The sequence below is a fragment of the Streptomyces sp. NPDC014623 genome (assembly GCF_043088245.1).
Lineage (GTDB): Bacteria > Actinomycetota > Actinomycetes > Streptomycetales > Streptomycetaceae > Streptomyces.
In genome coordinates this window covers 286,389-311,089 of the sequence record NZ_JBIBZU010000006.1, presented here as the reverse complement: position 1 = coordinate 311,089, position 24,701 = coordinate 286,389, and the positions used below count along the sequence as shown (strand labels likewise).

Below are 24,701 nucleotides of genomic sequence, written 5' to 3'. Positions count from 1 at the left end.
CACCGGCCGGAAGGGGCCGTTCACCTGCTGGAAGGACGGCTCACCGGTCCCTCACCGGTCCGGTCACTGGTCCGACGAGAAGCGGACCGAGGCGTCCGGGAGGACCGCGCCGCACCAGACACGGATGCCGTCACGCAGTTCGTTGTCGGCACCGACCTGGGCGCCGTCGCCGATCACCGCGCCCACGAGGACCGAACGGCTGCCGATCCGGGCACCGGCTCCGACCAGCGAGTCGGTGACGACGGCGCCCGGTTCGACGACGGCGCCGTCCAGCACGGTGGAGCCCGAGATCCTGGTGCCCTCGCCGATCAGGGCGCCGTCGCCGACGACCGTGCCGCCGGTGAGCTTGGCGTCGGCGGCCACCGAGGCGGTGGGCAGGACGAGCCGGTCGCCGCAGCGGCCGGGGACCGCGGGGGACGGAGCACGGCCGAGGACCAGGTCGGCCGAGCCGCGTACGAACGCCTGCGGGGTGCCGAGGTCCAGCCAGTACGTGGAGTCCACCATGCCCTGGAGGTGGGCGCCGGCGGCCAGCAGGCCGGGGAAGGTCTCGCGTTCCACGGAGACCGGCCGGCCGGCCGGGATCGTGTCGATGACCGACCGGCGGAAGACGTACGCCCCCGCGTTGATCTGGTCGGTGACTATCTCCTCGGGGGCCTGCGGCTTCTCCAGGAAGGCCGTCACCCGGCCCGTGGCGTCCGTCGGTACGAGACCGAAGGCGCGGGGGTCCTCCACCCTGGTGAGGTGCAGGGACACGTCCGCGCCGGAGGTGGCGTGCGCCGCGACCAGGGCCCGGATGTCGAGGCCGGTGAGGATGTCCCCGTTGAACACGATGACGGGTTCGTCCGGGCCCGAGTCCAGCCGCGACGCCACGTTCCGGATGGCTCCGCCGGTGCCGAGGGGCTCGTCCTCGGTGACGTACTCGATGGAGAGGCCGAGCGACGAACCGTCACCGAAGTACGGTTCGAACACCTCCGCCAGGTAGGACGTCGCCAGCACGATGTGCTCCACCCCGGCGGCCCTGGCACGCGCCAGCTGGTGCGTGAGGAACGGCACCCCTGCCGCCGGGACCATCGGCTTCGGGGTGTGCACCGTGAGCGGACGCAGCCGGGTGCCTTTGCCACCGACCAGGAGGATCGCTTCTTTTGCCTCTGTCACAGCACCGTCTCTGCTTCCTGCTGGGGCCGGGCCTCGTTTCGGCTGGCCAGTGTATGCAGACCGTTCGGAGCCCTTCCGGTCAGCGGCCCTGCAGCTTCGCCGAACTGGTCCGGGCCGTGCCGAGCTTCTTGTAGAGACGGATTCCGGGGCATTCGGTTGCGAACCCGTCGCGGTGCCCCGAGATGACGTCGAGTCTGGCCTTCGCACCCTTCTTGTACTTGCCGCTGCCGCCGGAGACGAGCGTGACCTTGCCCTTGGGGTTCCGGCCGAACAGACCGAGCTTCCAGGCGGTGAGCTTGGCTACCGCGGTGACCGCGGCGGCGGGCGGGTTCTTCGAGCTGTACGTCCCGAGTACCGCGATCCCCATGCTGTTGGTGTTGAAACCGAGGGTATGGGCCCCGAGGACCGCCTTCGACACTCCCCCGGCACGCCCTTCGTAGATCTTCCCGCACTTGTCGACGGCGAAGTTGTAGCCGAAGTCGCGCCAGCCGCTGCTCTTGACGTGGTAGCGGTAGATGCTCCGCAGGACGGAGGGCGCCTGGGCGCAGGTGTAGTTGTTGCCGGTGGCGCTGTGATGGATGAAGGCGGCCTTGACCGTCGAGGTGTAGGCGAAGCTGCGCTCGCGCAGGCTCTCGTCGGCTCCCCAGCCCTTACGGGTGACGATGGCCGGGCGCGGTCCCACGAACGGCTTCGCGGCCGCTCCGACGACCGCCTGCTCCTCCGACTCGGCCTTGCTCAGGGCAGTGATCCCGGTGGCACCCAGCGGAGCGAGGTCGGCGTTGACGGCGGAGCTCTCGGCGGCTGCCAGGCCGAGGCCCGCGAGCTCCGGGAGCGCACCGGGCCGGGCGGCCGTGGCGGGCGTCGTGGTGCCCGCCGACGGGGCGACAGCGGGCACCGCCGACGAGGTGCCGGGGGCCGGGGCGCCCTCGGTGCGGGGCTCCTCCGGGTCGTCGCCCGGGTCGACGAGTTCCACCTGGAGGCCGGCCGGGAGAAGCCCGGAACCGGCGGAGCCGTCTCGCGGTGCGGAGCTCTCGGAGCGCACGCGCACCTCGACGCCGTCCGACTCGCCGACCCAGAGGGGGGCGGTGGAGCCGCGCACGGTGCCCGATTCCCGTTCGGGGCTGCCGGAGTCGGCGGCGTGGTCGGTGTTGTGGGTCTCGAGGGACTGCCAGCCGGACCACCTGCCGGTGCCGGTCGCACGGGTGCGGACCTGGACGGTGCCGTGCAGTTCGGTGCCGGCGTCGTCCCAGACCACGCCGACGAGCGAGAAGCGGTGCGAGTCACGCCGGGGCAGCCCTTGTGCTGCTGCGGGCGCCGTGGGCTCGCCGGTGGTCCTCGGGGCCGCGTCGGTGAGCGGCCGCAGGGGCAGGGACTGGGTCGAACCCGCGGGTTCGCCGGGAGCTGCCGCGGGCGTCTGCGCCACCGGGGCCTGGACGGGGGCGGCGGGCGCGGGCGCGGCGAGCGGGAGGGTGAATGCCGTCGCGCAGGCGACGCCGATGGAGGTGGTAAGAAGTGCACGCATACAGGAAATCCTTGACTCATACCCGCATTTCCGGCTACTGGAGTGCGGCCGCCTCCAGCTGACGCCCCGTCTGCCGAACCGGTGTACGGGGCACCCGCCATGCTCTGCCGGGGCGGCACCCGCCGCGTACCCTTGCGCGGATGAACGCCAGTGACCGCACCCCCGCCGACCTGCTGCGATCCGCGCTCGCCGCGGACCCCGCCCGCCCCCTCGTCACTTTCTACGACGACGCAACCGGAGAGCGCGTCGAACTGTCGGTGGCCACCTTCGCCAATTGGGTGGCCAAGACCGCCAATCTGCTCCAGGGCGACCTGGCCGCCGAGCCGGGCGACCGGCTCGCCCTGCTGCTCCCCGCCCACTGGCAGTCGGCCGTCTGGTTGCTGGCCTGCTCGTCGGTGGGTGTCGTCGCCGAGGTGCAGGGTGACCCGGCGGCCGCCGATCTGGTCGTCAGCGGACCGGACTCGCTCGACCGGGCCCGCGCCTGCCGTGGCGAGCGGATCGCGCTGGCGCTGCGCCCGCTGGGCGGCCGGTTCCCGCAGGCTCCCGAGGGGTTCGCGGACTACGCCGTGGAGGTGCCGGGCCAGGGCGACCGCTTCGCCCCGTACGCCCCGGTGGACCCGGCGGCCCCCGCGCTGGCCGTGGGCGGCACCGTCCTGACGGCGGACCAGCTGGTCGCACGCGCCCGTCAGGACGCGGCACAGAGGGGACTCGGTCCGGGATCCAGGCTGCTGACGGGCCGTACGTACGACTCGTGGGAGGGGCTGTCCGCCGGTCTCTTCGCGCCGCTGGCCGCAGGGGGGTCCGTCGTCCTGTGCCGCCACCTGGACCGGCTGGACGAGGAGGGGCTGGCCAAGCGCGTCGAAAGCGAGCGGATCACCGGCACCGCGGTATGACAAGCGCTCCGAAGGCCACTCGTCCGGCCCAGGGCGGGCCGAGCCCCCGGGACTGAGCACCGACGGCGGTACATGATCGGGCGGAACGAGGCACCGCCGAGAACGCCGCCTGAATGCACAACCAAGCGTGAGGTTCAGCCGTCTACTCCTGCGACCGGCGGCCCATCGCGCCGCCGAACGTGAAGGATGGACGCAGACGTGAGCGACAGCCCCGGCACCCCGGCCGAACCGGACCGCCCGGAACACCCGGCCGGGGACGAGCCCGCGGCCGGGGGCGGCGGCGGGGCCGGGACCTGGGGCGAGCGGCCCGGGCGCGGCCCCCTGGACCGCGGGCGCTGGCTCCGCTGGAGCGCGCTCACGGCCTCGTTCCTCGTGCTGGTGGCCGCCGGGGCCGGCTGGTGGCTGTACAAGAAGCTCGACGGCAACATCACGACCGACACGAGTGCCGCCGCCGAACTCAGGGCGTACGAGAAGGACCGCCCGCTGCCGATCGCGAGGGACGCCCGGAACATCCTGCTCATCGGCTCCGACACCCGCTCCGGCGACAACAGCGCGTACGGACGTGACGACGGCGGCAGCCAGCGTTCGGACACCACGATCCTGCTGCACCTCGCGGCCGACCGCGGGAGCGCCACGGCGGTGTCGGTCCCGCGCGACCTGATGGCCGAGGTCCCCAGCTGCCGCACCGCCGACGGCAGGACCACGAGGGAACGGTTCGCCCAGTTCAACTCGGCCTTCGAGATCGGCGGCACGGCCTGCACCATCCGGACGGTCGAGAAGATGACGGGCATCCGCGTCGACCACCACATGGTCATCGACTTCAACGGCTTCAAGGACATGGTCGACGCCGTCGACGGTGTCGAGGTGTGCCTCAAGGAACCGGTCGATGACGCCGCCGCCCGGCTCAAGCTCCCCGCGGGCCGCCAGAAGCTCGACGGCGAGAAGGCGCTGGGTTACGTGCGGGCCCGTAAGTCGATCGGTGACGGCAGCGACACCGAGCGCATGGACCGCCAGCAGAAGTTCCTGGGTGCCCTCGTCAACAAGATGCAGAGCAACGGCGTACTGCTGAACCCGACACGGCTCTACCCGGTGCTGGACGCGGCGACCAAGTCACTCACCACGGACCCGGGGCTCGACTCCCTGCGGGACCTGTACGACCTGGTGCGCGGAATGCGGAACGTGCCGACGGAGAAGGTGCAGTTCCTGACCGTGCCCCGGAAGGCGTACCACGCCGACCCGAACCGTGACGAGCTCGTACAGCCGGACGCGGACCGGCTGTTCACCCGGTTGCGCAAGGACGAGCCGGTCGCCGTGGTCCCCGCCGGGACGCTCGACTCCGTGGGCCCACAGGCAGATCACAGCTCCGGGAAGGACCCCTCCGGCCGGAAGTCCGGCGGTACGGACGGGAGTCCGACCCCCGCACCCACCTATTCGGGGTCGAACGCGGCGGACGACCCGTGCGGCTCCTAGGACGGTTCCCGGGCCGTGGACGGAAACGGGAACGGAACGGGTGTCATGCCCGGTCGTGAGGAGCGTGGAATGTGTCACCCGCGCCCCCTGTGGCTGATTCCGCCGGATAGTGTGACGCGATCCGGTGCTCGCGGCCGTCGGACCGCGTGCCCGGAGCGGACGACCGCGCGCCCCGCCGGGGGAGGCGCCTCGCCCGGCACCGACGGAGGACTCAGGCAACCGTGGACGCGCACAGCCGTGGACGGGCGGACGACATCGGTCCCGCCGGCCGGTGGGTCCTCGACGCACACACCGGCACTCCCGGAGTACACCCGGACCGGACCGGAAGGACACCGCGCGGAGAAGGCGCCGGGAGTCGTCCGGACGGCCGGCACGGACAAGGCGGAACGCGCGAAGTGACGACGGGTCGTCGCGCCACAGCGGAATTCTGAGGAGCAGGGGGGTCCTGGTGGTACGGAGCAGCATGCGCGGGGAGGGGACACGGCCGCGCGGCCGGCACGACAGGCCGCCGGGCGGTGAGGACCGCGGCGCGTCCGGTGGGGTGCGCAGCGGTCAGGAACGGCGCGAGCGGTCCGCCCCGCCCGAGGGCGTGCGCGGCGGGGCGGGGCCCAACCGCCGTGTACGGCGGGCCGCCAGAGGTGGAAAGCGGCGCGTGCTGCGCTGGGTGGCGTCCGTCCTCGCACTGCTCATACTCGGCACCGGCGGCGCCGGTTACGTGTACTACAAGCACCTCAACGGCAACCTCAGGAAAGAGGAACTGACGCTCGGTGACAAGGAGATGGCCGACCACAAGGCCAACGCCGCCGGTCAGACGCCTCTGAACATCCTGCTCATAGGATCCGACGCCCGGGACTCCGCGGCCAACCAGAAGCTGGGCGGAGCGAAGGAGACCTTCGGGGGCACGCCGCTCGCCGACGTGCAGATGCTGCTCCACCTCTCCGCGGACCGCAGCAACATCTCGGTCATCAGCATGCCGCGCGACACCATGCTGAAGATGCCCAAGTGCACCGACCCCGACTCCGGCAAGGTGTATCCGGCCAGCACCGTCGACGTACAGACCAACGAGAGCCTGGGCCGTGGCGGCCCCGGATGCACGGTGGCCGCCTGGTACGAACTCACCGGTATCACCATCGACCACTTCATGATGATCGACTTCGCGGGTGTGGTCTCCATGGCCGACGCGATCGGGGGCGTCCCCGTCTGCGTCGACGCCAACGTCTACTCGCACACCGGTGACGGCAAGGGGTCCGGGCTGAAGCTGGAGAAGGGCACCACGTCCGTCAAGGGCGAACAGGCCCTCCAGTGGCTGCGTACGCGCTACGGCTTCGAGGACAACACGGACCTCGGCCGGACCAAGGCCCAGCACCAGTACCTGAACTCGATGGTCCGGGAGCTGCGCAAGGGCACCAAGCTCACCGACCCCGGGAAGCTGATGGACCTCGCCGAGGCGGCCACCAGCGCGCTGACGGTCGACAAGGGCCTCGACACCGTCAAGAAGCTGTACGACCTGGCCGAGGAGCTCAAGAAGGCCCCCACCGACCGCATCACCATGACGACCATGCCGAACGTCTACGGCACGGGGCAGTTCAGCGGCCGGGTGTACCCGAAGGCCGAGGAGGCCGAGCAGGTCTTCCGGATGGTCCGTGAGGACATCCCGCTGGACGGCAAGGCGTCCAAGCGCAAGACGCCCGTCGCCAAGGACCAGGCCGCCCCCGCCGCCGAGATCCCGGTCAGCGTGCGCAACGCCACCTCCACGGACGCGTCCGGCCCGGCCCAGGGCCGGGCGAACACGGTCAGGGAGCTGCTCACGGAAGCGGGCTTCACCAGGGCGACGGTCGATTCGCAGAACGTCGAGGCGGCTGCCAGGACCGGTGTCCTGTATCCCAGCGCGGACATGGAGGGCGACGCGCAGGCCGTCGCCAAGGCGCTCGGCATCCCGGTGTCCCAGGTGAAGAAGTCGACCGGCGTGTCAGGCATCGTCCTGGCCGTGGGGGCCGACTGGCGCGAGGACGGGGCCTATCCCGCCGAGGCCGCCGAGGAGAAGACGCCGGACTCGGCGAACCCGCTCAACGGCGCCGACGAGAAGGCGTGCATGCGCGTCAACCCGGGTTTCACCTGGTGACGTCGTACATGCGGGCAGGAGCCGGCAGGGGAGAAGGGTCCGGCCGTGGCCGGACCCTTCCTCCTTCGGCCACGGCGGTCAGGCCGTCTGCTCCCGCACGGCCGGGCGGCGGCTGGCGATGACCTTCCTGGCCAGCGAACGGGGGCTGGTCAGGAAGCCGTACCCCCACGACATGTGCATGGTGGCCAGCGCCACGGGGATCTGTGCGCGCGCCTTCAGCGACAGGCCCTTCCCGGCGGGCAGCGACCCGGCGACGATCGCCGCCGCGTAGCCGGCCGGCACGGCGAACGCCCACGGGGTGACGGCCGCGCCCACGACGATCCCGGCCGCTATCGCGCAGACGGCGGTCGGCGGGGCCAGATAGCGCAGGTTGATCGAGCCGGAGTGGTAGCGGGCCACGACGTGGCGCCAGCGGCCGTACTCCTTGTACTGCTTGGAGAGGGCACGGATGCTGGGCCGCGGGCGGTACTGCACCTTCAGCTCCGGCGAGAACCAGATCAGGCCGCCCGCCTCACGGATACGGAAGTTCAGCTCCCAGTCCTGGGCGCGGATGAACTCCACGTTGTAGCCGTCGGCACGCTCCAGTGCCTCGCGGCGGAAGACGCCCAGGTACACGGTCTCGGCGGGGCCCGCCTTCCCTCCGGTGTGGAAGGCCGCGTTGCCGACGCCGATCTTCGACGTCATCGCGGCAGCCACGGCGTCCTCCCAGGCGTTCTCACCCTCGGCGTGCATGATGCCGCCGACGTTCTGCGCGCCGGTCTCCTCCAGGAGCCGCACGGCCGTCGCGATGTAGTTCGGCGACAGCATGCCGTGACCGTCCACCCGCACCACGATCGGGTGCCGGGACGCCTTGATCGCGGCGTTGAGCGCTGCGGGGGTGCGGCCGGTCGGGTTGGGGACGGTGTGGACCCGGGAGTCCTCCCGGACCAGCTCGGCGGCGATCTCGTCCGTACGGTCGACCGAGGGGCCGAGGGCGATCACCACCTCCATCTCGCCGGCGTACTCCTGCTCCAGGATGTGCCGGACCGAGTTCCTGAGATGGCGTTCCTCGTTGAGCACCGGCATGATCACGGAGACGGCGGGGTACTGCGCGGCAGACATGTGGTCCTCGGGGGGTCCTCGGGGGTGCCAGGGTTCCGGGGGTTTCGCACCCCAGGAGGCGGCGTGATTCGGCCGCCACGTTACCGCGAACGGGGGACAGCGGCGCGCGCCGCCGGGCGGCCTACCGGTCTGCAGATCGTATGGGCCTACCGTGCGAAAGTCCCACTCGCTCGCGCGGAGGTGTCCCTCGTGCCCACGCCGCACCGATCGCCCCGTCCCCCGCATCCCCGCACCGCTCCCCCGCAGCGCGGACCCGCGCAGCAGCCCGGAGCCGGTGGCCACGCCCGCGGCCGGAACCGGGCCGGCGGGCGGAAACCGCAGGGCCACTGGGGCATGCGGGTCGCCACCGGGCTGTCCGTGCTGGTGCTCGGCGCCGGCGGGATCGGGCATGCCGTGGTGAGCGGTCTGGAGACGGGGATCGAACGGGTCGACCCGTTCAAGGACATGAAGAACCGCCCCCCGGGCGGCCACGGCCTGAATTTCCTGCTCGTCGGCACCGACGGCCGGGACGAGATCACCCCGGCGGAGAAGAAGAAGTACAAGCTGGGCGGTGCCCCCTGTCACTGCACCGACACCCTCATGCTCGTCCACCTCTCGGCCGACAGACAGCGGGCCAGCGTCATCAGTCTGCCGCGCGACAGCTACGCCGAGCTCCCGGCCCACACGGACGCCACCACCGGCAAGGAGCACTCCGCCCATCCGGTGAAGCTGAACGCCGCCTACGCCGAGGGCGGACCTCAGCTCACGGTGCGGACCGTCGAGCAGATGACAGGCGTCAAGATCGACCACTATCTGGAGGTCGACTTCACCAGCTTCATGAAGACGGTCGACACCCTGGGCGGGGTGGAGATCTGCACCGCCAAGCCCCTCAAGGACTCCTACACCGGCCTGGACCTGGCCCCCGGCACCCACGAGCTGGACGGTGGCGAGGCCCTCCGGTACGTGCGCTCCCGGCACCTCGACGGAGCGGCGGACCTGGGCAGGATGCAGCGCCAGCAGAGGTTCATGGCCGCTCTGGTCAAGCGGACGGCCAGCAGCGGTGTGCTGATGAACCCGATGAAGTTCCAGCAGGTCGCCGCGTCGGTACTCGAATCGGCCCGCGCCGACAAGGGCTTCGGTACGAAACAGATGCTGGAGCTCGGCAGGGCCATGCGCGGCTTCACACCCGCCTCGTCCGAATTCGCCTCCGTCCCCCTCGAGGAGAAGGGCCATCAGGTCAAGGGCATCGGCTCCACGGTGAAGTGGGACGCCGAGAAGGCGAAGAAGATGTTCCAGGCCCTGCGCGAGGACCGGCCGCTCGCCCCGCGCCCGCCGAAACGGCCCGAGGCGACGCTCGTCGATGTGGCGCCGGAACAGATCCGGGTGCAGGTCTACAACGGGACGCCCAGGGACGGACTCGGCCAGGACGTCGACGCGGCACTGCGGAGCACCGGGTTCGACACCACCCGCTCGCCGCTGAACGGCGGACCGCACGATCTGCGGCGGACGGTGGTCACGTACGACCCGCGCTGGGACCGGTCGGCGAAGTCCCTGGCCGCCGCACTGCCCGGATGTGAACTCAGGGCGGTGAAGGGACAGGGCGGGACCATGAAGGTCACGGCGGGCTCGGACTTCACCAAGGTGCGGCAGGTGAAGGCCGAGGACTCCCGGCGTGGGGAGTTCGGCACGGTGACGGGCGACCAGGTGGTCTGCCCGTGACCGGGCGCTCCGGGACTCGCTCCCGTCTCAGCCGGACGGCTTGACCGGGGTCCGCACGCCGGACCACTGCTCGGCGCCGTACTCCTCGAACCGCTCCACCTCGGTGAACCCCGGTTTCACCGCGAGGCGCATCGCGCTGCCGTTGGCAGTCCGGGTACGAAGCACCCCCGGCTCGCCAGGAAGTGCGCCGGCGAGCCGGTCGAGTGCCGTTGTGCATGCCTCCGCGGCGTACCCGCAGCCCCAAGTCGCCGGCAGGAACATGTAACCGGGCTCGGCCTCCCCGGCCTCCGGACGGACATGTCCCGGACGCCCCGCGTCACGCCGGATCGATGATCGGCCACGAAGAGACCGGTACGCCGCCCGGGTACCCCAGGCACCGCGCGCTCGGGCTCGTCACGCGGTCGAGGACCACCGGGGCAGGCGCCCGCCTCCGGCGATGCGAACAACTCGATGAACGCCGCGCGGTCCCGTGCCTCGGACTCGCGGAGCACGAGGCGCTCGGTCCGTATCGGGGCAGGTGGCCAGGCCACGGGTCCGAGTCCAGTCATCGCGGGCAACCTGTCGCACGTCCATGCGGGCGATCCGGCGGGAAGGCTCAGTCGTCGATGCCTTCGGCCGCCCGCTGCTCCCGCAGCTCCTTGATCGCACGCCGCCGGGCGAGGCGGTGCGTGCGGCGGATCTGCGCCTCCTGGTAGCGCCGCTTGTCGCGTTCCGTCTCCGGGGCCACCTGCGGAACGCGGCGCGGCTTGCCGTCCTCGTCGACCGCCGCGAACACCAGGTAGGCGCTGCCGACCTGCTGGGCCGGCGTCGACTCGTTCCACCGCTCGGCCATCACCCGGACGCCGACCTCCATCGAGGAACGGCCGGTCCAGTTCACCTGGGCACGGACGTGGACGAGGTCACCCACGCGGACCGGCTCCAGGAAGACCATCTCGTCCATCGAGGCCGTCACGGCCGGCCCTCCGGAGTGCCGGCCCGCGACCGCCCCCGCCGCGTCGTCGACCAGTTTCATGATCACGCCGCCGTGCACCGTGCCCAGGAGGTTGGTGTCGTTGCCGGTCATGATGTGGCTGAGGGTGGTCCGGGACGCCGAGGTCGGCTTGACCGGAATATCGCCCACCGGTGGCTGGGACTGATCTGTCATGCCGTCCACCTTATGCGGGGGCTTGCGCCCGGCCGTATTGCATCAGCTTGGCTACAGCCGTGACCCGATCCCCCGTACACCCTGTAAGACGCGCGGGCCGAGACGGCACACTGGTCCGCATGAGCGATTGGCCCGATGGACGTAACGGCGGACCCGGCGAGCAGCGCTACGGACGGGGCAGCGCGAGCCCCCAGCCCGAGAGCGCCCGCGCCATGCCGCACGTCCGGCGGCGTCCGGCGCCGCCGCAGTCCCCGCCCCGGATCCCGCCGCAGCAGGGCCAGGGCCACGACGGCTACGGCGAGGCACCCGGCTACGACAGCGGCTACAACACGGGCCAGGTCTACGGCGCCGGCCGGCGCGACGGCGGCCGTGGTGGTGACAGCGGCTACGTCCAGCCCCACGCCGCCCCCGACTGGGGCCGGCGGATCAAGGCCGGCGCCCTGACCCTGGTCGTCGTGGTGCTCGCGGTCTCCGTCGGCACGTACTTCTGGGCCGACGGCAAGCTCAAGCGCGAGGTCGACCTCGCCATGGTCATCGACCGTCCCTCCGAGGGCGACGGCACGAACTACCTGATCGTGGGCTCCGACAGCCGCGAGGGCATGACGGCCGAGGACAAGAAGAAGCTGCACACCGGCTCCGCCGAGGGCAAGCGGACCGACTCGATGATGATCCTGCACGACGGCTCCAACGGCCCGACGCTGATCTCCCTGCCCCGCGACTCCAACGTCGAGATCCCGAGCTTCGTCGGCTCGGAGTCCGGCAAGAAGTTCGCGGGCACGGGCCGCCAGGTGAAGCTGAACGCCGCCTACGCGGAGGACGGCCCGGAGCTGCTGGTCCGCACGGTCGAGTTCAACACCGGGCTGCGCATCGACCACTACGTCGAGATCGGGTTCGGCGGCTTCGCCAGCATCGTGGACGCGATCGGCGGTGTCGAGATGGACATCCCCAAGGCGTTCAAGGACAAGAAGTCCGGCGCCGACTTCCAGGCCGGCAAGCAGACGCTGAACGGCGAGCAGTCCCTCGCCTTCGTCCGCACCCGGTACGCCTTCGCGGGCAGCGACCTGGACCGCACGAAGAACCAGCAGAAGTTCCTCGCGGCCCTGGCCTCCCAGACGGCCACCCCGTCCACGATCCTCAACCCGTTCACGCTCTACCCGACGATGGGCGCGGGCCTGGACACCCTGATCGTGGACAAGGACATGTCGCTCTGGTCGCTCGGCAACATGTTCTTCGCGATGAAGGGCGTCACGGGCGGCGAGGGCACGTCGATGAACATCCCGCTCTCGGGCCGGAGCGTGAACGGCAACCTGGTCTGGGACAAGGACGAGGTCAAGAAGCTCGTGGAGCAGCTGAAGAACGACGAGAAGGTCACGGTCAAGGGCAGCTGACCGCCACCGGCCCACGAAGGCTCCTGGAAGACGCCGCTCGCGTATCGGCGCCCGCAGCGCACTGTGCCCCCGGCAGCGCCGGGGGCACAGTGCGCTGTCGCGAGAAGCCGTTACGGCAGGTTGCGGGCCATGACGATCCGCTGGACCTGGTTCGTGCCCTCGTAGATCTGGGTGATCTTGGCGTCGCGCATCATGCGCTCGACCGGGTAGTCACGCGTGTAGCCGTAGCCGCCGAGCAGCTGGACCGCGTCCGTGGTGACCTCCATCGCGACGTCGGACGCGAAGCACTTGGCCGCGGCGCCGAAGAAGGTCAGGTCACCGTCGACACGCTCGGACTTGGCGGCGGCGGAGTAGGTGAGCTGGCGGGCCGCCTCCAGCTTCATCGCCATGTCGGCGAGCATGAACTGGACGCCCTGGAAGTCGCCGATCGGCTTGCCGAACTGCTTGCGCTCCTGGACGTAGCCCTTGGCGTAGTCCAGGGCACCCTGGGCGATGCCGAGTGCCTGGGCCGCGATCGTGATGCGGGTGTGGTCCAGGGTCTTCATCGCCGTGGCGAAGCCGGTGCCCTCCTCGCCGATCATGCGGTCGGCGGGGATACGGACGTTGTCGAGGTAGACCTCGCGCGTCGGGGAGCCCTTGATGCCGAGCTTCTTCTCCGGGGCGCCGAAGGAGACGCCCTCGTCGGACTTCTCGACGACGAACGCCGAGATGCCCTTGGAACGCTTCGTCGGGTCGGTGACCGCCATGACCGTGTAGTACTCGGACTCGCCCGCGTTGGTGATCCAGCGCTTCACACCGTCGAGGACCCAGAAGTCGCCGTCGCGGACGGCCCTGGTCTTCATGCCCGCCGCGTCGGAGCCGGCGTCCGGCTCGGACAGGGCGTACGAGAACATCGCGTCGCCCTTGGCGAGCGGGCCCAGGTACTTCCTCTTGAGGTCCTCGGAGCCGGAGAGGATCACCGGGAGCGATCCCAGCTTGTTCACGGCCGGGATCAGGGAGGAGGACGCGCAGACACGGGCCACCTCCTCGATCACGATGACCGTGGCGAGCGCGTCGGCGCCCGCGCCGCCGTACTCCTCCGGGACGTGGACCGCGTGCAGGTCCGACGCGACCAGCGCGTCCAGCGCCTCCTGCGGGAAGCGCGCCTCCTCGTCGACCGCGGCGGCGTGCGGGGCGATCTTCGCCTCGGCGAGCGAACGGATCGTCTCGCGGAGCATGTCGTGCTCCTCGGCCGGACGGTACAGGTCGAAATCGGTCGAACCCGCCACGATGTTCACTCCCCAAGAATGCTAACTACCGTTAAGTAACCTGATTTTAGTGGCCCGCCCGAGCAGAGGCATACGGGTGGGGCACGTGAGCTTGCCGACAGCCGTGCGGACCGCCCCCGAGGCGGCCGGAAACGGCGTCCGCACGCCCGGTTATGCTCGGCTCCGCACGTCTGTCCGCATCGTTCAGGAGCACCCATGGCCCTCAGGATCACCGTGATCGGTACCGGTTACCTCGGCGCCACCCATGCCGCGGCCATGGCGGAGCTGGGCTTCGAGGTCCTCGGGCTCGATGTCGTGCCCGAGAAGATCGAGATGCTCTCGGCCGGCAAGGTCCCGATGTACGAGCCGGGGCTCGAGGAGATCCTGCAGAAGCATGTCGCCGGCCTCGAAGGGTCCACGGGACGGCTGCGGTTCACCACCTCCTGGGAGGAGATCGGCGCGTTCGGCGACGTGCACTTCGTCTGCGTGAACACTCCCCAGAAGCACGGCGAGTACGCCTGTGACATGAGCTATGTGGACAGTGCCTTCGAGTCACTGGCCCCGCAGCTGACCCGCCCCGCGCTGGTCGTGGGCAAGTCCACCGTCCCGGTGGGCTCCGCCGCACGGCTGTCGGCACGGCTGGCCGAGCTGGCACCGGTGGGTACGGACGCGGAGCTGGCCTGGAACCCGGAGTTCCTGCGTGAGGGCTTCGCGGTGAAGGACACGCTGCACCCGGACCGGATCGTCGTCGGCGTGGAGAGCGAGCGGGCCGAGAAGCTGCTGCGCGAGGTCTACGCGGGGCCGGTCGCCGAGGGATCGCCCTTCGTGGTGACGGACTTCCCGACCGCCGAGCTGGTGAAGACCTCCGCCAACTCCTTCCTCGCCACCAAGATCTCGTTCATCAACGCCATGGCCGAGGTCTGCGAGGCCGCCGACGGTGACGTGGTGAAGCTCGCCGAGGCCATCGGCCACGACGAGCGCATCGGGAAGAAGTTCCTGCGGGCCGGGATCGGCTTCGGCGGGGGCTGCCTGCCCAAGGACATCCGCGCCTTCATGGCGCGCGCCGGTGAGCTGGGCGCCGACCAGGCACTGACCTTCCTGCGGGAGGTCGACTCCATCAACATGCGCAGGCGCGGGCACATGGTGGAACTGGCCCGCGAGGCCGTGGGCGGCGGGTCGTTCCTGGGCACGCGGGTCGCGGTGCTGGGCGCCACCTTCAAGCCGGACTCCGACGACGTACGCGACTCGCCGGCCCTGAACGTCGCCGGGCAGATCCACCTGCAGGGTGGCCAGGTGACGGTCTTCGACCCCAAGGGCATGGACAACGCCCGGCGCCTGTTCCCGACGCTCGGCTACGCCGGCACGGCGCTGGACGCGGTGCGCGGTGCGGACGTGGTGCTGCACCTGACGGAGTGGAGCGAATTCCGGGAGCTGGACCCGGCCGCGCTGGGCGAGGTCGCGGGACGGCGGATCATTCTGGACGGCCGCAACGCGCTGGACCCCGCGGTGTGGCGCGAGGCCGGCTGGACCTACCGGGCGATGGGCCGTCCGAAGGCCTGACGCGAGGAAGGGGCGGGGCAGGCCTCAGGCAGGGCCCTCGCCCCGTCCGGCGCGGTACCTACGCATCTTGGCGCGGGCCCCGCACACCGACATCGAACACCAGCGGCGGCGCCCCGCCGGGCTCCGGTCGTAGTACACCCAGCGGCAGTCATCGGCCTCACACGCCTTGAGCCGTGCCCAGGTGCCGTCCGCGGCGGCCTCCGCGACAGCCACGGCGACCCGGGCCGTCAGCCCCGCGGGTTCGGCGACCGGCCGCAGCGCGACGGCCCCGGTCACGTCCACGGTGACCCGGAGCGGCGCGGCGGCGAGCAGCCGGTCGAGCGGGGGAGCGCCGCAGCCCTCCGGTGGGCGGTGCCCGGCGTGGGTGAGGCAGACCTGGCGCAGCGCCTCACGCAGGAGCGTGGCGCCGGGCACATCCGCCCCGGTCAGGCCGAAGGGCGCGCGTCCCTCCGGTGTACCGAGGGCGTCCGTGCCGGTCTCGATGTCCAGCGTGTTGACCAGGCTCTCGATCAGAGCGAGTCCACCGGGGGCGGTCGCCCTCTCGTTCATGGTTGCGAGGTTACTCCCTTTGCGGGAGCATGCAGTAACGGTTACCGGTTGAGCGGTTCAATAGGTAACCCACGGGGGGCGGCGGTCCGCCACGCCCTCTCGCGGTTCCGATCCGAGGAGGAGACGTCATGGCCGTCGCCAAGCTGGGCACCGTCGTCCTGGACTGTCCCGACCCCGTCGCCCTGGCCGGTTTCTACGCCCAGGTGCTCGGCGGCAGGACCGAGAACGACGGCGAGGGATGGGTCGACCTGAAGACGGACGACGGCGCGGTGCTGGCCTTCCAGGCCGCTCCCGGCCACGTACCGCCGCAGTGGCCGCGGGCCGAGGCCCCGCAGCAGTTCCATCTGGACCTGACGGTGGAGGACCTGGAAGCGGCGGAGCGGGAGGTGCTGTCGCTGGGGGCGACCCTGCTGGAGGCGGGAGACCCGTCACGTACCTGGCGCGTGTACGCCGACCCCGCGGGGCACCCGTTCTGTCTGTGCGCCTGCTGAAGGCGCCTGTCCGGGCCGGGACACGAAGGCGGCGGGGCGGGGCCGTGGCCGGCCCCGCCCCGCCGCCTTCGTGTCCGGTACGAGGGACGTCAGCGCGCCGGGCCGTCCAGCTCGTCGATCGTCGCGTGTGACGGGCCGGTCCGGCTGCTCAGGTCGCGGGACACCGCTTCCGCGTCACGCAGGACCCGCACCGCGTTCTCCCACGTCAGCTTGGCCACGTCGGTCTCCGACCAGCCCCGTGTGAGCAGCTCCGCGATCAGGTACGGGTAGCCCGACACGTCCTCCAGCTCCAGCGGGAGGAACGCCGTGCCGTCGTAGTCGCCGCCGACGCCGATGTGGTCGATCCCGGCGATCTCGCGCATGTGGTCGAGGTGGTCGGCGATCGTGGCCACGGTGGCCGCGGGACGCGGGTGGAGCGCTTCGAAGTCCGCGTGGATCCGCATGGCGGCCGGTGTGGTGTCCAGGTGGTGCAGGCCGTGCTCCCGCATGTTGCGGTCCGCGGCGAGCGTCCATTCGACGGCCGCCGGCAGGACGAACTTCGGTACGAAGGTCGCCATGGCCACGCCGCCGTTGGCCGCCAGCATCCGCAGCACGTCGTCGGGGATGTTGCGCGGATGATCGCAGACCGCCCGGGCGGAGGAGTGCGAGAAGATCACCGGCGCCACGGAGGTGGCGAGCGCGTCACGCATCGTGGTGGCCGCCACGTGGGAGAGATCGACCAGCATCCCGATGCGGTTCATCTCGCGTACGACCTCGCGGCCGAACTCCGACAGGCCGCCGACGCGCGGGGAGTCGGTCGCCGAGTCCGCCCAGTCGGTGTTGTCGTTGTGCGTGAGCGTCATGTAGCGGACGCCCAGGGTGTGCAGGGCGCGCAGAGTGCCCAGGGAGTTGTTGATGGAGTGGCCGCCCTCGGCACCCATCAGGGAGGCGATACGGCCCTCGGCGCGGGCCTTCTCCATGTCGTCGGCGGTCAGGGCGCGCCGCAGGTCGGCCGGGTAGCGGTCCAGCATCTCGCCGACCACGTCGATCTGTTCCAGCGTGGCGCTGACCGCGGCGTCGCCCGCCAGCCGGGGAGCGACGTAGACCGACCAGAACTGTGCGCCGACGCCTCCGGCCCGCAGCCGCGGGATGTCGGTGTGCAGGGTGCCGGTCTGGTCCCGTGAGATGTCACGGGCGTCGAGGTCGTAGCCGACCTGCTCACGCAGGGCCCAGGGGAGGTCGTTGTGGCCGTCGACGACGGGATGGTCGGCCAGGAGCAGCCGGGCGCGTTCCAGGTTGTCCATCCGCGACCGCCTACTTCCCGAAGCCGAAGGAGTCCGCACCCTGGGTTCTGGCGCGCAGCCGCTTGCCCTTCTCCGTCGCCTGCTCCTTGAGCTCCTGCTGGAAGTCCTTCATCCGCTCCAGCAGCGCGCCGTCGTGGGCGGCGAGGACGCGGGCGGCGAGCAGGCCCGCGTTACGGGCGCCGCCGACGGAGACCGTGGCGACGGGGACCCCGGCCGGCATCTGGACGATGGACAGCAGGCTGTCCATGCCGTCGAGGTACTTCAGCGGGACCGGGACGCCGATCACGGGCAGCGGGGTGACGGAGGCGAGCATCCCGGGCAGGTGGGCCGCTCCGCCCGCTCCCGCGATGATCGCCTTGAGGCCGCGGTCCGCGGCCTTCTCGCCGTACGCGATCATCTCGTGCGGCATGCGGTGCGCGGAGACGACGTCGACCTCGTAGGGGATCTCGAACTCGTCGAGGGCCTTGGCGGCCGCTTCCATCACGGGCCAGTCGGAGTCCGAGCCCATGACGATGCCGACGACGGGGGCGGAACCTGGTGCGGTCATTCGGTGATCGTTCCTCGGAGGTAGTCGGCCGCGTGCCGGGCGCGCTCGCGCACGTCCGCCAGATCGTCGCCGTAGGTGTTGACGTGGCCCACCTTGCGGCCAGGCTTCACGTCCTTGCCGTACATGTGGATCTTGAGCTGCGGGTCCCGGGCCATGCAGTGCAGGTAACCCTGGTACATGTCCGGGTAGTCACCGCCGAGGACGTTGCACATGACCGTCCACGGGGCGCGCGGGCGGGGGTCGCCGAGCGGGAGGTCCAGGACGGCCCGCACGTGGTTGGCGAACTGCGAGGTGACCGCGCCGTCCTGGGTCCAGTGCCCGGAGTTGTGCGGGCGCATCGCCAGCTCGTTCACGAGGATGCCGGGCTTCCCGTCGGGTCCGCGCGTCTCGAAGAGCTCCACCGCGAGGTGGCCCACCACACCGAGCTCGGCCGCGATCCGCAGGGCGAGCTGCTGGGCCTCGCCGGCGAGGCGTTCGTCCAGGCCGGGCGCCGGGGCGATGACGGTGTCGCAGACCCCGTCGACCTGGACGGACTCGACGACGGGGTAGGCGACGGCCTGGCCGTGCGGTGAGCGGACGATGTTCGCCGCCAGCTCCCGCACGAAGTCGACCTTCTCCTCCGCGAGGACGGGGACCCCGGCCCGGAAGGGCTCGGCGGCGTCCGCCTCGGAGCGCACCACCCAGACGCCCTTGCCGTCGTAGCCGCCCCGGACCGTCTTGAGGATGACGGGGAAGCCGCCCCCCTCTTCCGCGAAGGCCGCGGCGTCCGCCGGGTCCGCCACGATGCGGTGACGGGGGCAGGGCGCGCCGATCTCCATGAGCTTCGCGCGCATCACCCCCTTGTCCTGGGCGTGCACCAGAGCGTCGGGGCCGGGGCGTACGGGGATGCCGTCCGCCTCCAGGGCCCGCAGGTGCTCGGTCGGCACGTGCTCGTGGTCGAAGGTGATCACGTCACAGCCGCGCGCGAAGGCGCGCAGTGTCTCCAGGTCGCGATAGTCGCCGACGACTACTTCGCCGGCCACCTGGGCAGCCGAGTCCTGGGGGGTGTCACTGAGGAGCTTGAATTTCAGGCCGAGGGGGATGCCCGCCTCGTGGGTCATACGGGCGAGCTGACCGCCGCCGACCATGCCGACTACAGGGAACGTCACGTGTCCAGGGTATCGGGCGTGCGGGAACGCCCCTCACCCTCTCCTGCCGGGCCCGGCAGGTCCCGGGCGGGACGGCCGCGTCACACGGGCCGTCCGCCTCACAGGCATCACGCGGGAGGGCTGGTTAGCATGGCCGGGTTGACGGAACCGACCGGACGGGGCTGAGCGATCACCATGAGCGAACGGGGCGCACTGCGGGCCCGGCTTGATCTGCTGTCCCGGGAGGTCGCCAAGTTCGGCGCGGTCGGCGCACTCGGGCTGGTCGTCAACATCGCCGTCTCCAACCTGATCTGGCGCACCACGGACATTCCGGTGGTACGCGCCGGGCTCATGGGCACGGCCGTCGCCATCCTCTTCAACTACGTCGGCTTCCGCTACTGGACCTACCGGGACCGGGACAAGACCGGCCGGACCCGTGAGCTGACGCTGTTCCTGCTGTTCAGCGCCGTCGGTGCGGTGATCGAGACGGGTGTGCTCTACGTGGCGACGTACGGCTTCGGGTGGAACAGCCCGGTCCAGAGCAACGTCTTCAAGATCCTCGGCATCGGGATCGCCACGCTGTTCCGCTTCTGGTCCTACCGCACCTGGGTGTTCAGGGCGCTGCCCGCCGAGGAGGCCGCGCGCGACGCGGGACGGTTTCTGGAACAGCGGCGGCCCTCCGACGAGGTAGCACCCGGCCCTGTGCCCCGCTGAGGTTCAGCGCACCGGGCGTACGGAGTCCTTGCGGCTCGGGGCGACCCGGCTGAGGAAGAGGGCGAAGACCGGTGGCTGCTGCTGGAGCAGTTCGAGCCGGCCGCCGTCGGCCTCGGCGAGGTCCCGGGCGACGGCGAGGCCGATACCGGTGGAGTTGCGGCCGCTGATGGTTCGCTCGAAGATGCGGGCCCCGAGGTCGGCGGGCACACCGGGGCCCTCGTCCGTGACCTCGACGACGACCTGGTTGCCGGTGATGCGGGTACGCAGCGCGACCGTGCCGCCACCGTGCATGAGTGAGTTCTCGATCAGCGCGGCGAGCACCTGGGCGACGGCTCCGGGGGTGCCGACGGCCTCCAGCCCGTGCTTGCCGGAGCAGACGACGGCCCGGCCGGCGCTGCGGTAGGCGGGGCGCCACTCCTCGATCTGCTGCTTGACGACCTCGTCGAGGTCGAAGACGACGGCGGAGCCGGTGCGCGGGTCACGGGAATTCGTCAGCAGCCGCTGCACCACGTCCGTGAGCCGTTCGACCTGGGTGAGCGCGATGTTCGCCTCCTCCTTCACCGTCTCCGGGTCGTCGGTGACGGAGATCTCCTCGATCCGCATGGAGAGGGCGGTCAGCGGTGTGCGGAGCTGGTGCGAGGCGTCCGCGGCCAGACGCCGCTCCGCGGTCAGCATCCGGGCGATCCGCTCGGCGGAGGAGTCGAGGACGTCGGCGACCCGGTCCAGCTCCGTCACCCCGTACCGCTTGTGCCGGGGGCGGGGGTCGCCCGATCCGAGGCGTTCGGCGGTCTCGGCGAGGTCGGTGAGCGGGGAGGTCAGCCGGTCGGCCTGGCGTACGGCGAGGAGGACGGCGGAGATGATGGCGAGCAGTGCCACCGCTCCGATGATCAGCAGGGTCCGGCCGACCTCACGGGTCACGGCGGAGCGGGACTCCTCGACGGTGACCTTCTCGCCCTGCTCCCCCGTCTCGGTGCTGCGGGTGACGTCGCTGTCCGTGGGGCGCTCGCCCACCTCGATGGGAGCCCTGCCGGGGATCTCGACGCGGGCGTAGCGGCTGGGGTCCACCTGCTCGGCGAGGACCTGGGGGGTGATCCGCTCGGCGCCGAGCAGCCGGCTCTCGACGACGCTGATCAGCCTGAAGGCCTCGGAGTCGACGCTTTCCTGGGCACTGTTGCTGATGGTGCGGGTCTCGACGATGACGAGGGACACGCCGAAGACGGCGATCACGACGAGCACCACGGCGAGCGTGGAGTTGATCAGTCGGCGGCGCATGTCTGTTCTGTACGTCAGCTCTTCTCGAACCGGAAGCCGACGCCCCGGACGGTGGCGATGTAGCGCGGATTGGCCGCGTCGTCGCCGAGCTTCTTGCGAAGCCAGGAGATGTGCATGTCGAGGGTCTTGGTGGAGGACCACCAGGTGGTGTCCCAGACCTCACGCATCAGCTGGTCGCGGGTGACGACCCGCCCGGCGTCCCGCACGAGGACCCGCAGCAGGTCGAACTCCTTCGCGGTGAGCTGGAGCTCCTCGTCACCCATCCAGGCCCGGTGGGACTCGACGTCGATCCTGACGCCGTGCGTGGCGGGCTGCGGGGCGTGCTCGGTGGCGCCGCGGCGCAGCAGGGCGCGGACCCGGGCGAGGAGCTCGGCCAGGCGGAAGGGTTTGGTGACGTAGTCGTCGGCCCCGGCGTCGAGGCCGACGACCGTGTCGACCTCGTCGGCCCGGGCGGTGAGCACCAGGATGGGTACGGCGTGACCGTCGGCCCGCAGCCGCCTGGCGACCTCGAGGCCGTCCATCCCGGGCAGCCCCAGGTCGAGGACGACCAGGTCGACGGTGCCCTGGAGTCCGGCGTCGAGTGCGCTCGGACCGTCCTCGCGGACCTCGACCTCGTAACCCTCACGACGCAGGGCGCGGGCCAGTGGCTCCGAGATGGATGCGTCGTCCTCGGCGAGCAGTACACGGGTCATGCAGTGATGGTAGTCCGCACAGACCTGCCAGGGTGAGGCACTGGGCAAGCCCTACGGGTCAGGGCCACGAATCGGACATCCTCCTTTGAATATGGGACCGTGGTTCCACGTAAACCTGTGATCCATCTCTCAAGTCCTTCCATATCCCCATGTGTCGTGTCGTATGGTTGCTCGACGCCTGTTGCACCGCTGAATGACCCGTTGGCTGCTTTGAGCGCCAGGGGTCACTTTTGTGTACGGGCCGGTTCCTGCCGGCCCCGACCAGTGAATGACCTGTGGGCCGGGCCCGGAGCGCGAGGACGCGTGCCGGGTGTGGATCCCTGAGCGGTCGGTCCCACGACCCGCCTCCCGCACTCCCCTACGGATCGGGTGGCCGGATCGAATCCCTCGAGGCGTCAGGGGTGGGGCGCTTCCGCCCCGGTGCCGGCCACCCCCCACCGGGCGCGTACCGCTCACGAGGCGGCGCGTCCCGACCAGCAAGGATCGACCATGGCGTCCAGCCTGACGAAGGACTCGGCCGGCACTTCCGGCTCCGAGAAGACCTTCTTCGGCCACCCCCGCGGCCTGGCCACTCTCTTCATGACGGAGATGTGGGAGCGTTTCAGCTACTACGGCATGCGCGCCCTCCTCCCGCTCTACCTGATCGCTCCCAACGGGCTTCACATGAACCCCGCCACGGCCACGGCGATCTATTCGGTCTACCTGTCGCTGGTGTACCTGCTCGCCATGCCCGGCGGCTGGTTCGGCGACCGTGTCTGGGGCCCCCGCAAGACCGTCGCCGTCGCCGGCGGCGTCATCATGCTCGGCCACCTGACCCTGGCACTGCCCTCCGAGGGCACCTTCTTCGCCGGGCTCGGCCTGGTCGCCATCGGCTCCGGTCTGCTGAAGTCCAACATCTCCACGATGGTCGGCCACCTCTACGACGGCCCGGACGACCCGCGCCGTGACGGTGGCTTCACGATCTTCTACATGGGCATCAACGTGGGCGCCTTCGCCGCCCCGCTGGTGATCGGCACCGTCGGCGAGAACGTCAACTGGCACCTGGGCTTCGCCCTGGCCGCACTCGGCATGGGACTCGGTGTCGTCCAGTTCCTGCTCGGTACGCGCCACCTGAACGAGCGCAGCCTCGTCGTGCCGAAGCCGCTCTCCGCCGACGAGCGCGCCTCCACCCTGCGCAAGTCGATGATCTGGCTGGGCATCGCGGCCGTCTTCTACCTCGGCACGGTCGTCACCGGCGTCTACACGCTGAACTGGCTGCTGGTCCCGATCACGATCGCGGGCCTGGTCATCCCGGTGATGGTCCTGGCGCGCATCAAGCGCGACAAGGAGCTCAGCGAGACCGAGCAGAAGAAGATGTCCGGCTACATCTGGTTCTTCGTGGCCGCCGCCATCTTCTGGATGATCTACGACCAGGGCGGTTCGACCCTGGCGATCTTCGCCGAGTCCTCCGCGGAGAACTCGGTTCTCGGCTGGAACTTCCCGGTCTCCTGGTACCAGTCGGTCAACCCGGTCCTGATCATGGCGCTGGCCCCGGTCTTCGCCGCCTTCTGGCTGGCGCTGAACCGGCGGGGCAAGGAGCCGAGCACGGTCGTGAAGTTCAGCTCCGGCCTGGTGCTGGTCGGTGCGTCGTTCTTCCTCTTCCTGGCGCCGCTGACCATCGCGGGCGACGGTCACAAGGCCGCCGCGATGTGGCTGGTCGCGATCTACTTCGTGCAGACCGTCGGCGAGCTGACGCTGTCCCCGGTCGGCCTTTCGGTCACCACGAAGATGGCGCCGGCCAAGTACGCCAGTCAGATGATGGGTGTCTGGTTCCTGGCCGTGACCGCCGGTGACTGCACCACGGGCCTGCTCTCCCTCGCGGGTGTCGAGCTCAACGGCACCGGAGTCGTCGCGCTCCAGGCCGCGCTCGCGGTCCTCGCGGGTGTCGCGATCTTCATGTACCGCGGCAAGGTCAAGGCCCTCATGGGCAACGTCCGCTGACACGGACCCGCCCGTACGGCTCAGGCCCCCGCACCGGTCCGGTGCGGGGGCCTGAGCCGTACGGGCGGGCGTAAGCGGAGGAAGGAGGGCCGGGGCCTACGCGGGCGGCGCCGCGAGCTCCGCCCAGACGGTCTTGCCCGGCTGCTCGGGCGTGCGCGCCACACCCCAGTCCAGGCAGAGCCGCTGCACGATAAACATGCCGTGCCCGCCCGGCCGCCCGGCGCGATGCGGCGTACGGGGTGCGGGCTGCCCCGCTCCGCCGTCGACGACCTCGACCCGGAGGACCTTCGGCGACCAGGCGATACGCAGCTCGTCGGGGCCGCCCGCGTGCAGGCAGGCATTCGTGACCAGCTCGGAGACGACCAGCAGGACGTCCTCGGCGGCGGCCTTCCGGTCGGCGCCCGACGCGGGCAGCCAGCCCCAGTCGTGGAGCGCCTGCCTGGCGAAGTCACGGGCCATGGGAACGATGCCCGTGGCCTCTCTCAGCGAGAGCGTGCGCCACTGCCGGTCAGCGGGCACGGCAGAGGCGGTCCCTGTGCCGTCCGGCTCGCGGCCGAGGCCGCCCGGCGGATGCTGCCGGGTGGTGCTCATCAGCGCTTCACCTCACCGATTCACCGTGTGTTGCCATCGAACAGATACTGATCAGATACAGCGTGTGCGGGCTTCCTGCCCCCGACGGGGTGTCTCCTGCCCGGCTGAATGGTGACGACACCCACTACAAGTACGCCATGAGCGAGAGTCTTGCG

21 protein-coding genes and 1 pseudogene are annotated in these 24,701 nt (G+C 70.8%); 9 read left to right on the top strand and 13 right to left on the bottom strand.

The genetic code is table 11. From position 1 onward, the window contains the following. Nucleotides 1-63: 63 nt before the first annotated feature. Both ACF1FZ_RS13570 and ACF1FZ_RS13565 read right to left on the bottom strand, forming a co-directional pair. Nucleotides 64-1,155: a sugar phosphate nucleotidyltransferase gene (locus ACF1FZ_RS13570; protein WP_391773523.1), complete on the bottom strand. Its 1,092-nt coding sequence runs from the start codon at nt 1,153-1,155 to the stop codon at nt 64-66. Between the two features lie 79 nt (nt 1,156-1,234). Next, entirely contained in the window at nt 1,235-2,677 is a 1,443-nt protein-coding gene (locus ACF1FZ_RS13565) for an N-acetylmuramoyl-L-alanine amidase (protein WP_391773522.1), read from the bottom strand. A 140-nt stretch (nt 2,678-2,817) separates the two neighbouring features. On the opposite strand from ACF1FZ_RS13565, the gene ACF1FZ_RS13560 reads away from it, so the two are divergent. The 3 genes from ACF1FZ_RS13560 to ACF1FZ_RS13550 all read left to right on the top strand — a co-directional run bounded on the left by ACF1FZ_RS13560 (nt 2,818) and on the right by ACF1FZ_RS13550 (nt 7,162). After that, nucleotides 2,818-3,570 carry a TIGR03089 family protein gene (locus ACF1FZ_RS13560; RefSeq protein WP_391773521.1) on the top strand — a complete coding sequence of 251 codons (753 nt, stop codon included), beginning with the start codon at nt 2,818-2,820 and terminating at the stop codon, nt 3,568-3,570. A 186-nt stretch (nt 3,571-3,756) separates the two neighbouring features. Next, nucleotides 3,757-5,040 carry an LCP family protein gene (locus ACF1FZ_RS13555; protein ID WP_391773520.1) on the top strand — a complete coding sequence of 428 codons (1,284 nt, stop codon included), beginning with the start codon at nt 3,757-3,759 and terminating at the stop codon, nt 5,038-5,040. Nucleotides 5,041-5,503: 463 nt separating this feature from the next. Next, nucleotides 5,504-7,162, top strand: a complete 1,659-nt coding sequence (locus tag ACF1FZ_RS13550) for an LCP family protein (protein WP_391773519.1) — start codon at nt 5,504-5,506, stop codon at nt 7,160-7,162. A gap of 78 nt (nt 7,163-7,240) precedes the next feature. On the opposite strand, the gene ACF1FZ_RS13545 is transcribed toward ACF1FZ_RS13550, so the two are convergent. Next, the gene (locus ACF1FZ_RS13545; RefSeq protein ID WP_391773518.1) at nt 7,241-8,263 is read right to left on the bottom strand and encodes a glycosyltransferase family 2 protein; all 1,023 of its coding nucleotides are present in this window, start codon (nt 8,261-8,263) and stop codon (nt 7,241-7,243) included. A 333-nt stretch (nt 8,264-8,596) separates the two neighbouring features. Between ACF1FZ_RS13545 and ACF1FZ_RS13540 the strand changes: the two genes are divergently transcribed. Then, on the top strand, nt 8,597-9,961 hold the full coding sequence (locus ACF1FZ_RS13540) for an LCP family protein (RefSeq protein ID WP_391773555.1): 1,365 nt from the start codon (nt 8,597-8,599) through the stop codon (nt 9,959-9,961). A 27-nt stretch (nt 9,962-9,988) separates the two neighbouring features. Here ACF1FZ_RS13540 and ACF1FZ_RS13535 read toward each other — a convergent pair. Continuing rightward, nucleotides 9,989-10,509: pseudogene (locus tag ACF1FZ_RS13535) on the bottom strand (GNAT family N-acetyltransferase). Nucleotides 10,510-10,556: 47 nt separating this feature from the next. Beyond that, nucleotides 10,557-11,105 carry an acyl-CoA thioesterase gene (locus ACF1FZ_RS13530; protein ID WP_391773517.1) on the bottom strand — a complete coding sequence of 183 codons (549 nt, stop codon included), beginning with the start codon at nt 11,103-11,105 and terminating at the stop codon, nt 10,557-10,559. A gap of 119 nt (nt 11,106-11,224) precedes the next feature. On the opposite strand from ACF1FZ_RS13530, the gene ACF1FZ_RS13525 reads away from it, so the two are divergent. Beyond that, nucleotides 11,225-12,493, top strand: coding sequence for an LCP family protein (locus ACF1FZ_RS13525; protein WP_391773516.1), 1,269 nt, complete (start codon nt 11,225-11,227; stop codon nt 12,491-12,493). A 110-nt stretch (nt 12,494-12,603) separates the two neighbouring features. On the opposite strand, the gene ACF1FZ_RS13520 is transcribed toward ACF1FZ_RS13525, so the two are convergent. Further along, nucleotides 12,604-13,761, bottom strand: a complete 1,158-nt coding sequence (locus tag ACF1FZ_RS13520) for an acyl-CoA dehydrogenase family protein (protein ID WP_391773554.1) — start codon at nt 13,759-13,761, stop codon at nt 12,604-12,606. Nucleotides 13,762-13,956: 195 nt separating this feature from the next. Between ACF1FZ_RS13520 and ACF1FZ_RS13515 the strand changes: the two genes are divergently transcribed. Next, entirely contained in the window at nt 13,957-15,300 is a 1,344-nt protein-coding gene (locus ACF1FZ_RS13515) for a UDP-glucose dehydrogenase family protein (RefSeq protein ID WP_391773515.1), read from the top strand. Nucleotides 15,301-15,324: 24 nt separating this feature from the next. Here ACF1FZ_RS13515 and ACF1FZ_RS13510 read toward each other — a convergent pair whose 3' ends face one another. Further along, nucleotides 15,325-15,849, bottom strand: a complete 525-nt coding sequence (locus tag ACF1FZ_RS13510) for a CGNR zinc finger domain-containing protein (RefSeq protein WP_391773514.1) — start codon at nt 15,847-15,849, stop codon at nt 15,325-15,327. A 128-nt stretch (nt 15,850-15,977) separates the two neighbouring features. Between ACF1FZ_RS13510 and ACF1FZ_RS13505 the strand changes: the two genes are divergently transcribed. Continuing rightward, nucleotides 15,978-16,340: a VOC family protein gene (locus ACF1FZ_RS13505; protein ID WP_391773513.1), complete on the top strand. Its 363-nt coding sequence runs from the start codon at nt 15,978-15,980 to the stop codon at nt 16,338-16,340. Between the two features lie 89 nt (nt 16,341-16,429). Here ACF1FZ_RS13505 and ACF1FZ_RS13500 read toward each other — a convergent pair whose 3' ends face one another. Genes ACF1FZ_RS13500 through ACF1FZ_RS13490 form a run of 3 tightly spaced genes read right to left on the bottom strand, consistent with a single transcriptional unit; the run spans nt 16,430 to nt 19,318 of the window. Continuing rightward, nucleotides 16,430-17,623 carry a dipeptidase gene (locus tag ACF1FZ_RS13500; RefSeq protein ID WP_391773512.1) on the bottom strand — a complete coding sequence of 398 codons (1,194 nt, stop codon included), beginning with the start codon at nt 17,621-17,623 and terminating at the stop codon, nt 16,430-16,432. Between the two features lie 10 nt (nt 17,624-17,633). Beyond that, the gene (gene purE / locus ACF1FZ_RS13495) at nt 17,634-18,170 is read right to left on the bottom strand and encodes a 5-(carboxyamino)imidazole ribonucleotide mutase (protein ID WP_391773511.1); all 537 of its coding nucleotides are present in this window, start codon (nt 18,168-18,170) and stop codon (nt 17,634-17,636) included. Beyond that, nucleotides 18,167-19,318: a 5-(carboxyamino)imidazole ribonucleotide synthase gene (locus ACF1FZ_RS13490; RefSeq protein ID WP_391773510.1), complete on the bottom strand. Its 1,152-nt coding sequence runs from the start codon at nt 19,316-19,318 to the stop codon at nt 18,167-18,169. Before ACF1FZ_RS13490 ends, purE begins: the two co-directional genes overlap by 4 nt. 174 nt (nt 19,319-19,492) lie before the next feature. Here ACF1FZ_RS13490 and ACF1FZ_RS13485 point away from each other — a divergent pair, with 174 nt between their 5' ends. Next, a complete protein-coding gene (locus ACF1FZ_RS13485; RefSeq protein WP_391773509.1) occupies nt 19,493-20,011 on the top strand; it encodes a GtrA family protein in 519 nt (172 codons plus the stop codon). A 3-nt stretch (nt 20,012-20,014) separates the two neighbouring features. On the opposite strand, the gene ACF1FZ_RS13480 is transcribed toward ACF1FZ_RS13485, so the two are convergent. Both ACF1FZ_RS13480 and ACF1FZ_RS13475 read right to left on the bottom strand, forming a co-directional pair. Beyond that, complete coding sequence (locus ACF1FZ_RS13480; protein WP_391773508.1) at nt 20,015-21,283, bottom strand: ATP-binding protein; 1,269 nt, start codon at nt 21,281-21,283, stop codon at nt 20,015-20,017. A gap of 14 nt (nt 21,284-21,297) precedes the next feature. Then, complete coding sequence (locus ACF1FZ_RS13475) at nt 21,298-21,975, bottom strand: response regulator transcription factor (RefSeq protein ID WP_391773507.1); 678 nt, start codon at nt 21,973-21,975, stop codon at nt 21,298-21,300. Between the two features lie 489 nt (nt 21,976-22,464). Here ACF1FZ_RS13475 and ACF1FZ_RS13470 point away from each other — a divergent pair, with 489 nt between their 5' ends. Next, complete coding sequence (locus tag ACF1FZ_RS13470) at nt 22,465-23,955, top strand: oligopeptide:H+ symporter (protein ID WP_391773506.1); 1,491 nt, start codon at nt 22,465-22,467, stop codon at nt 23,953-23,955. Between the two features lie 96 nt (nt 23,956-24,051). Here the strand turns inward: ACF1FZ_RS13470 and ACF1FZ_RS13465 are convergent, their stop codons facing one another. Next, nucleotides 24,052-24,546 (bottom strand): ATP-binding protein, encoded by a 495-nt coding sequence (locus ACF1FZ_RS13465; RefSeq protein WP_391773505.1) that lies wholly within the window; start codon nt 24,544-24,546, stop codon nt 24,052-24,054. Nucleotides 24,547-24,701: the final 155 nt, after the last annotated feature.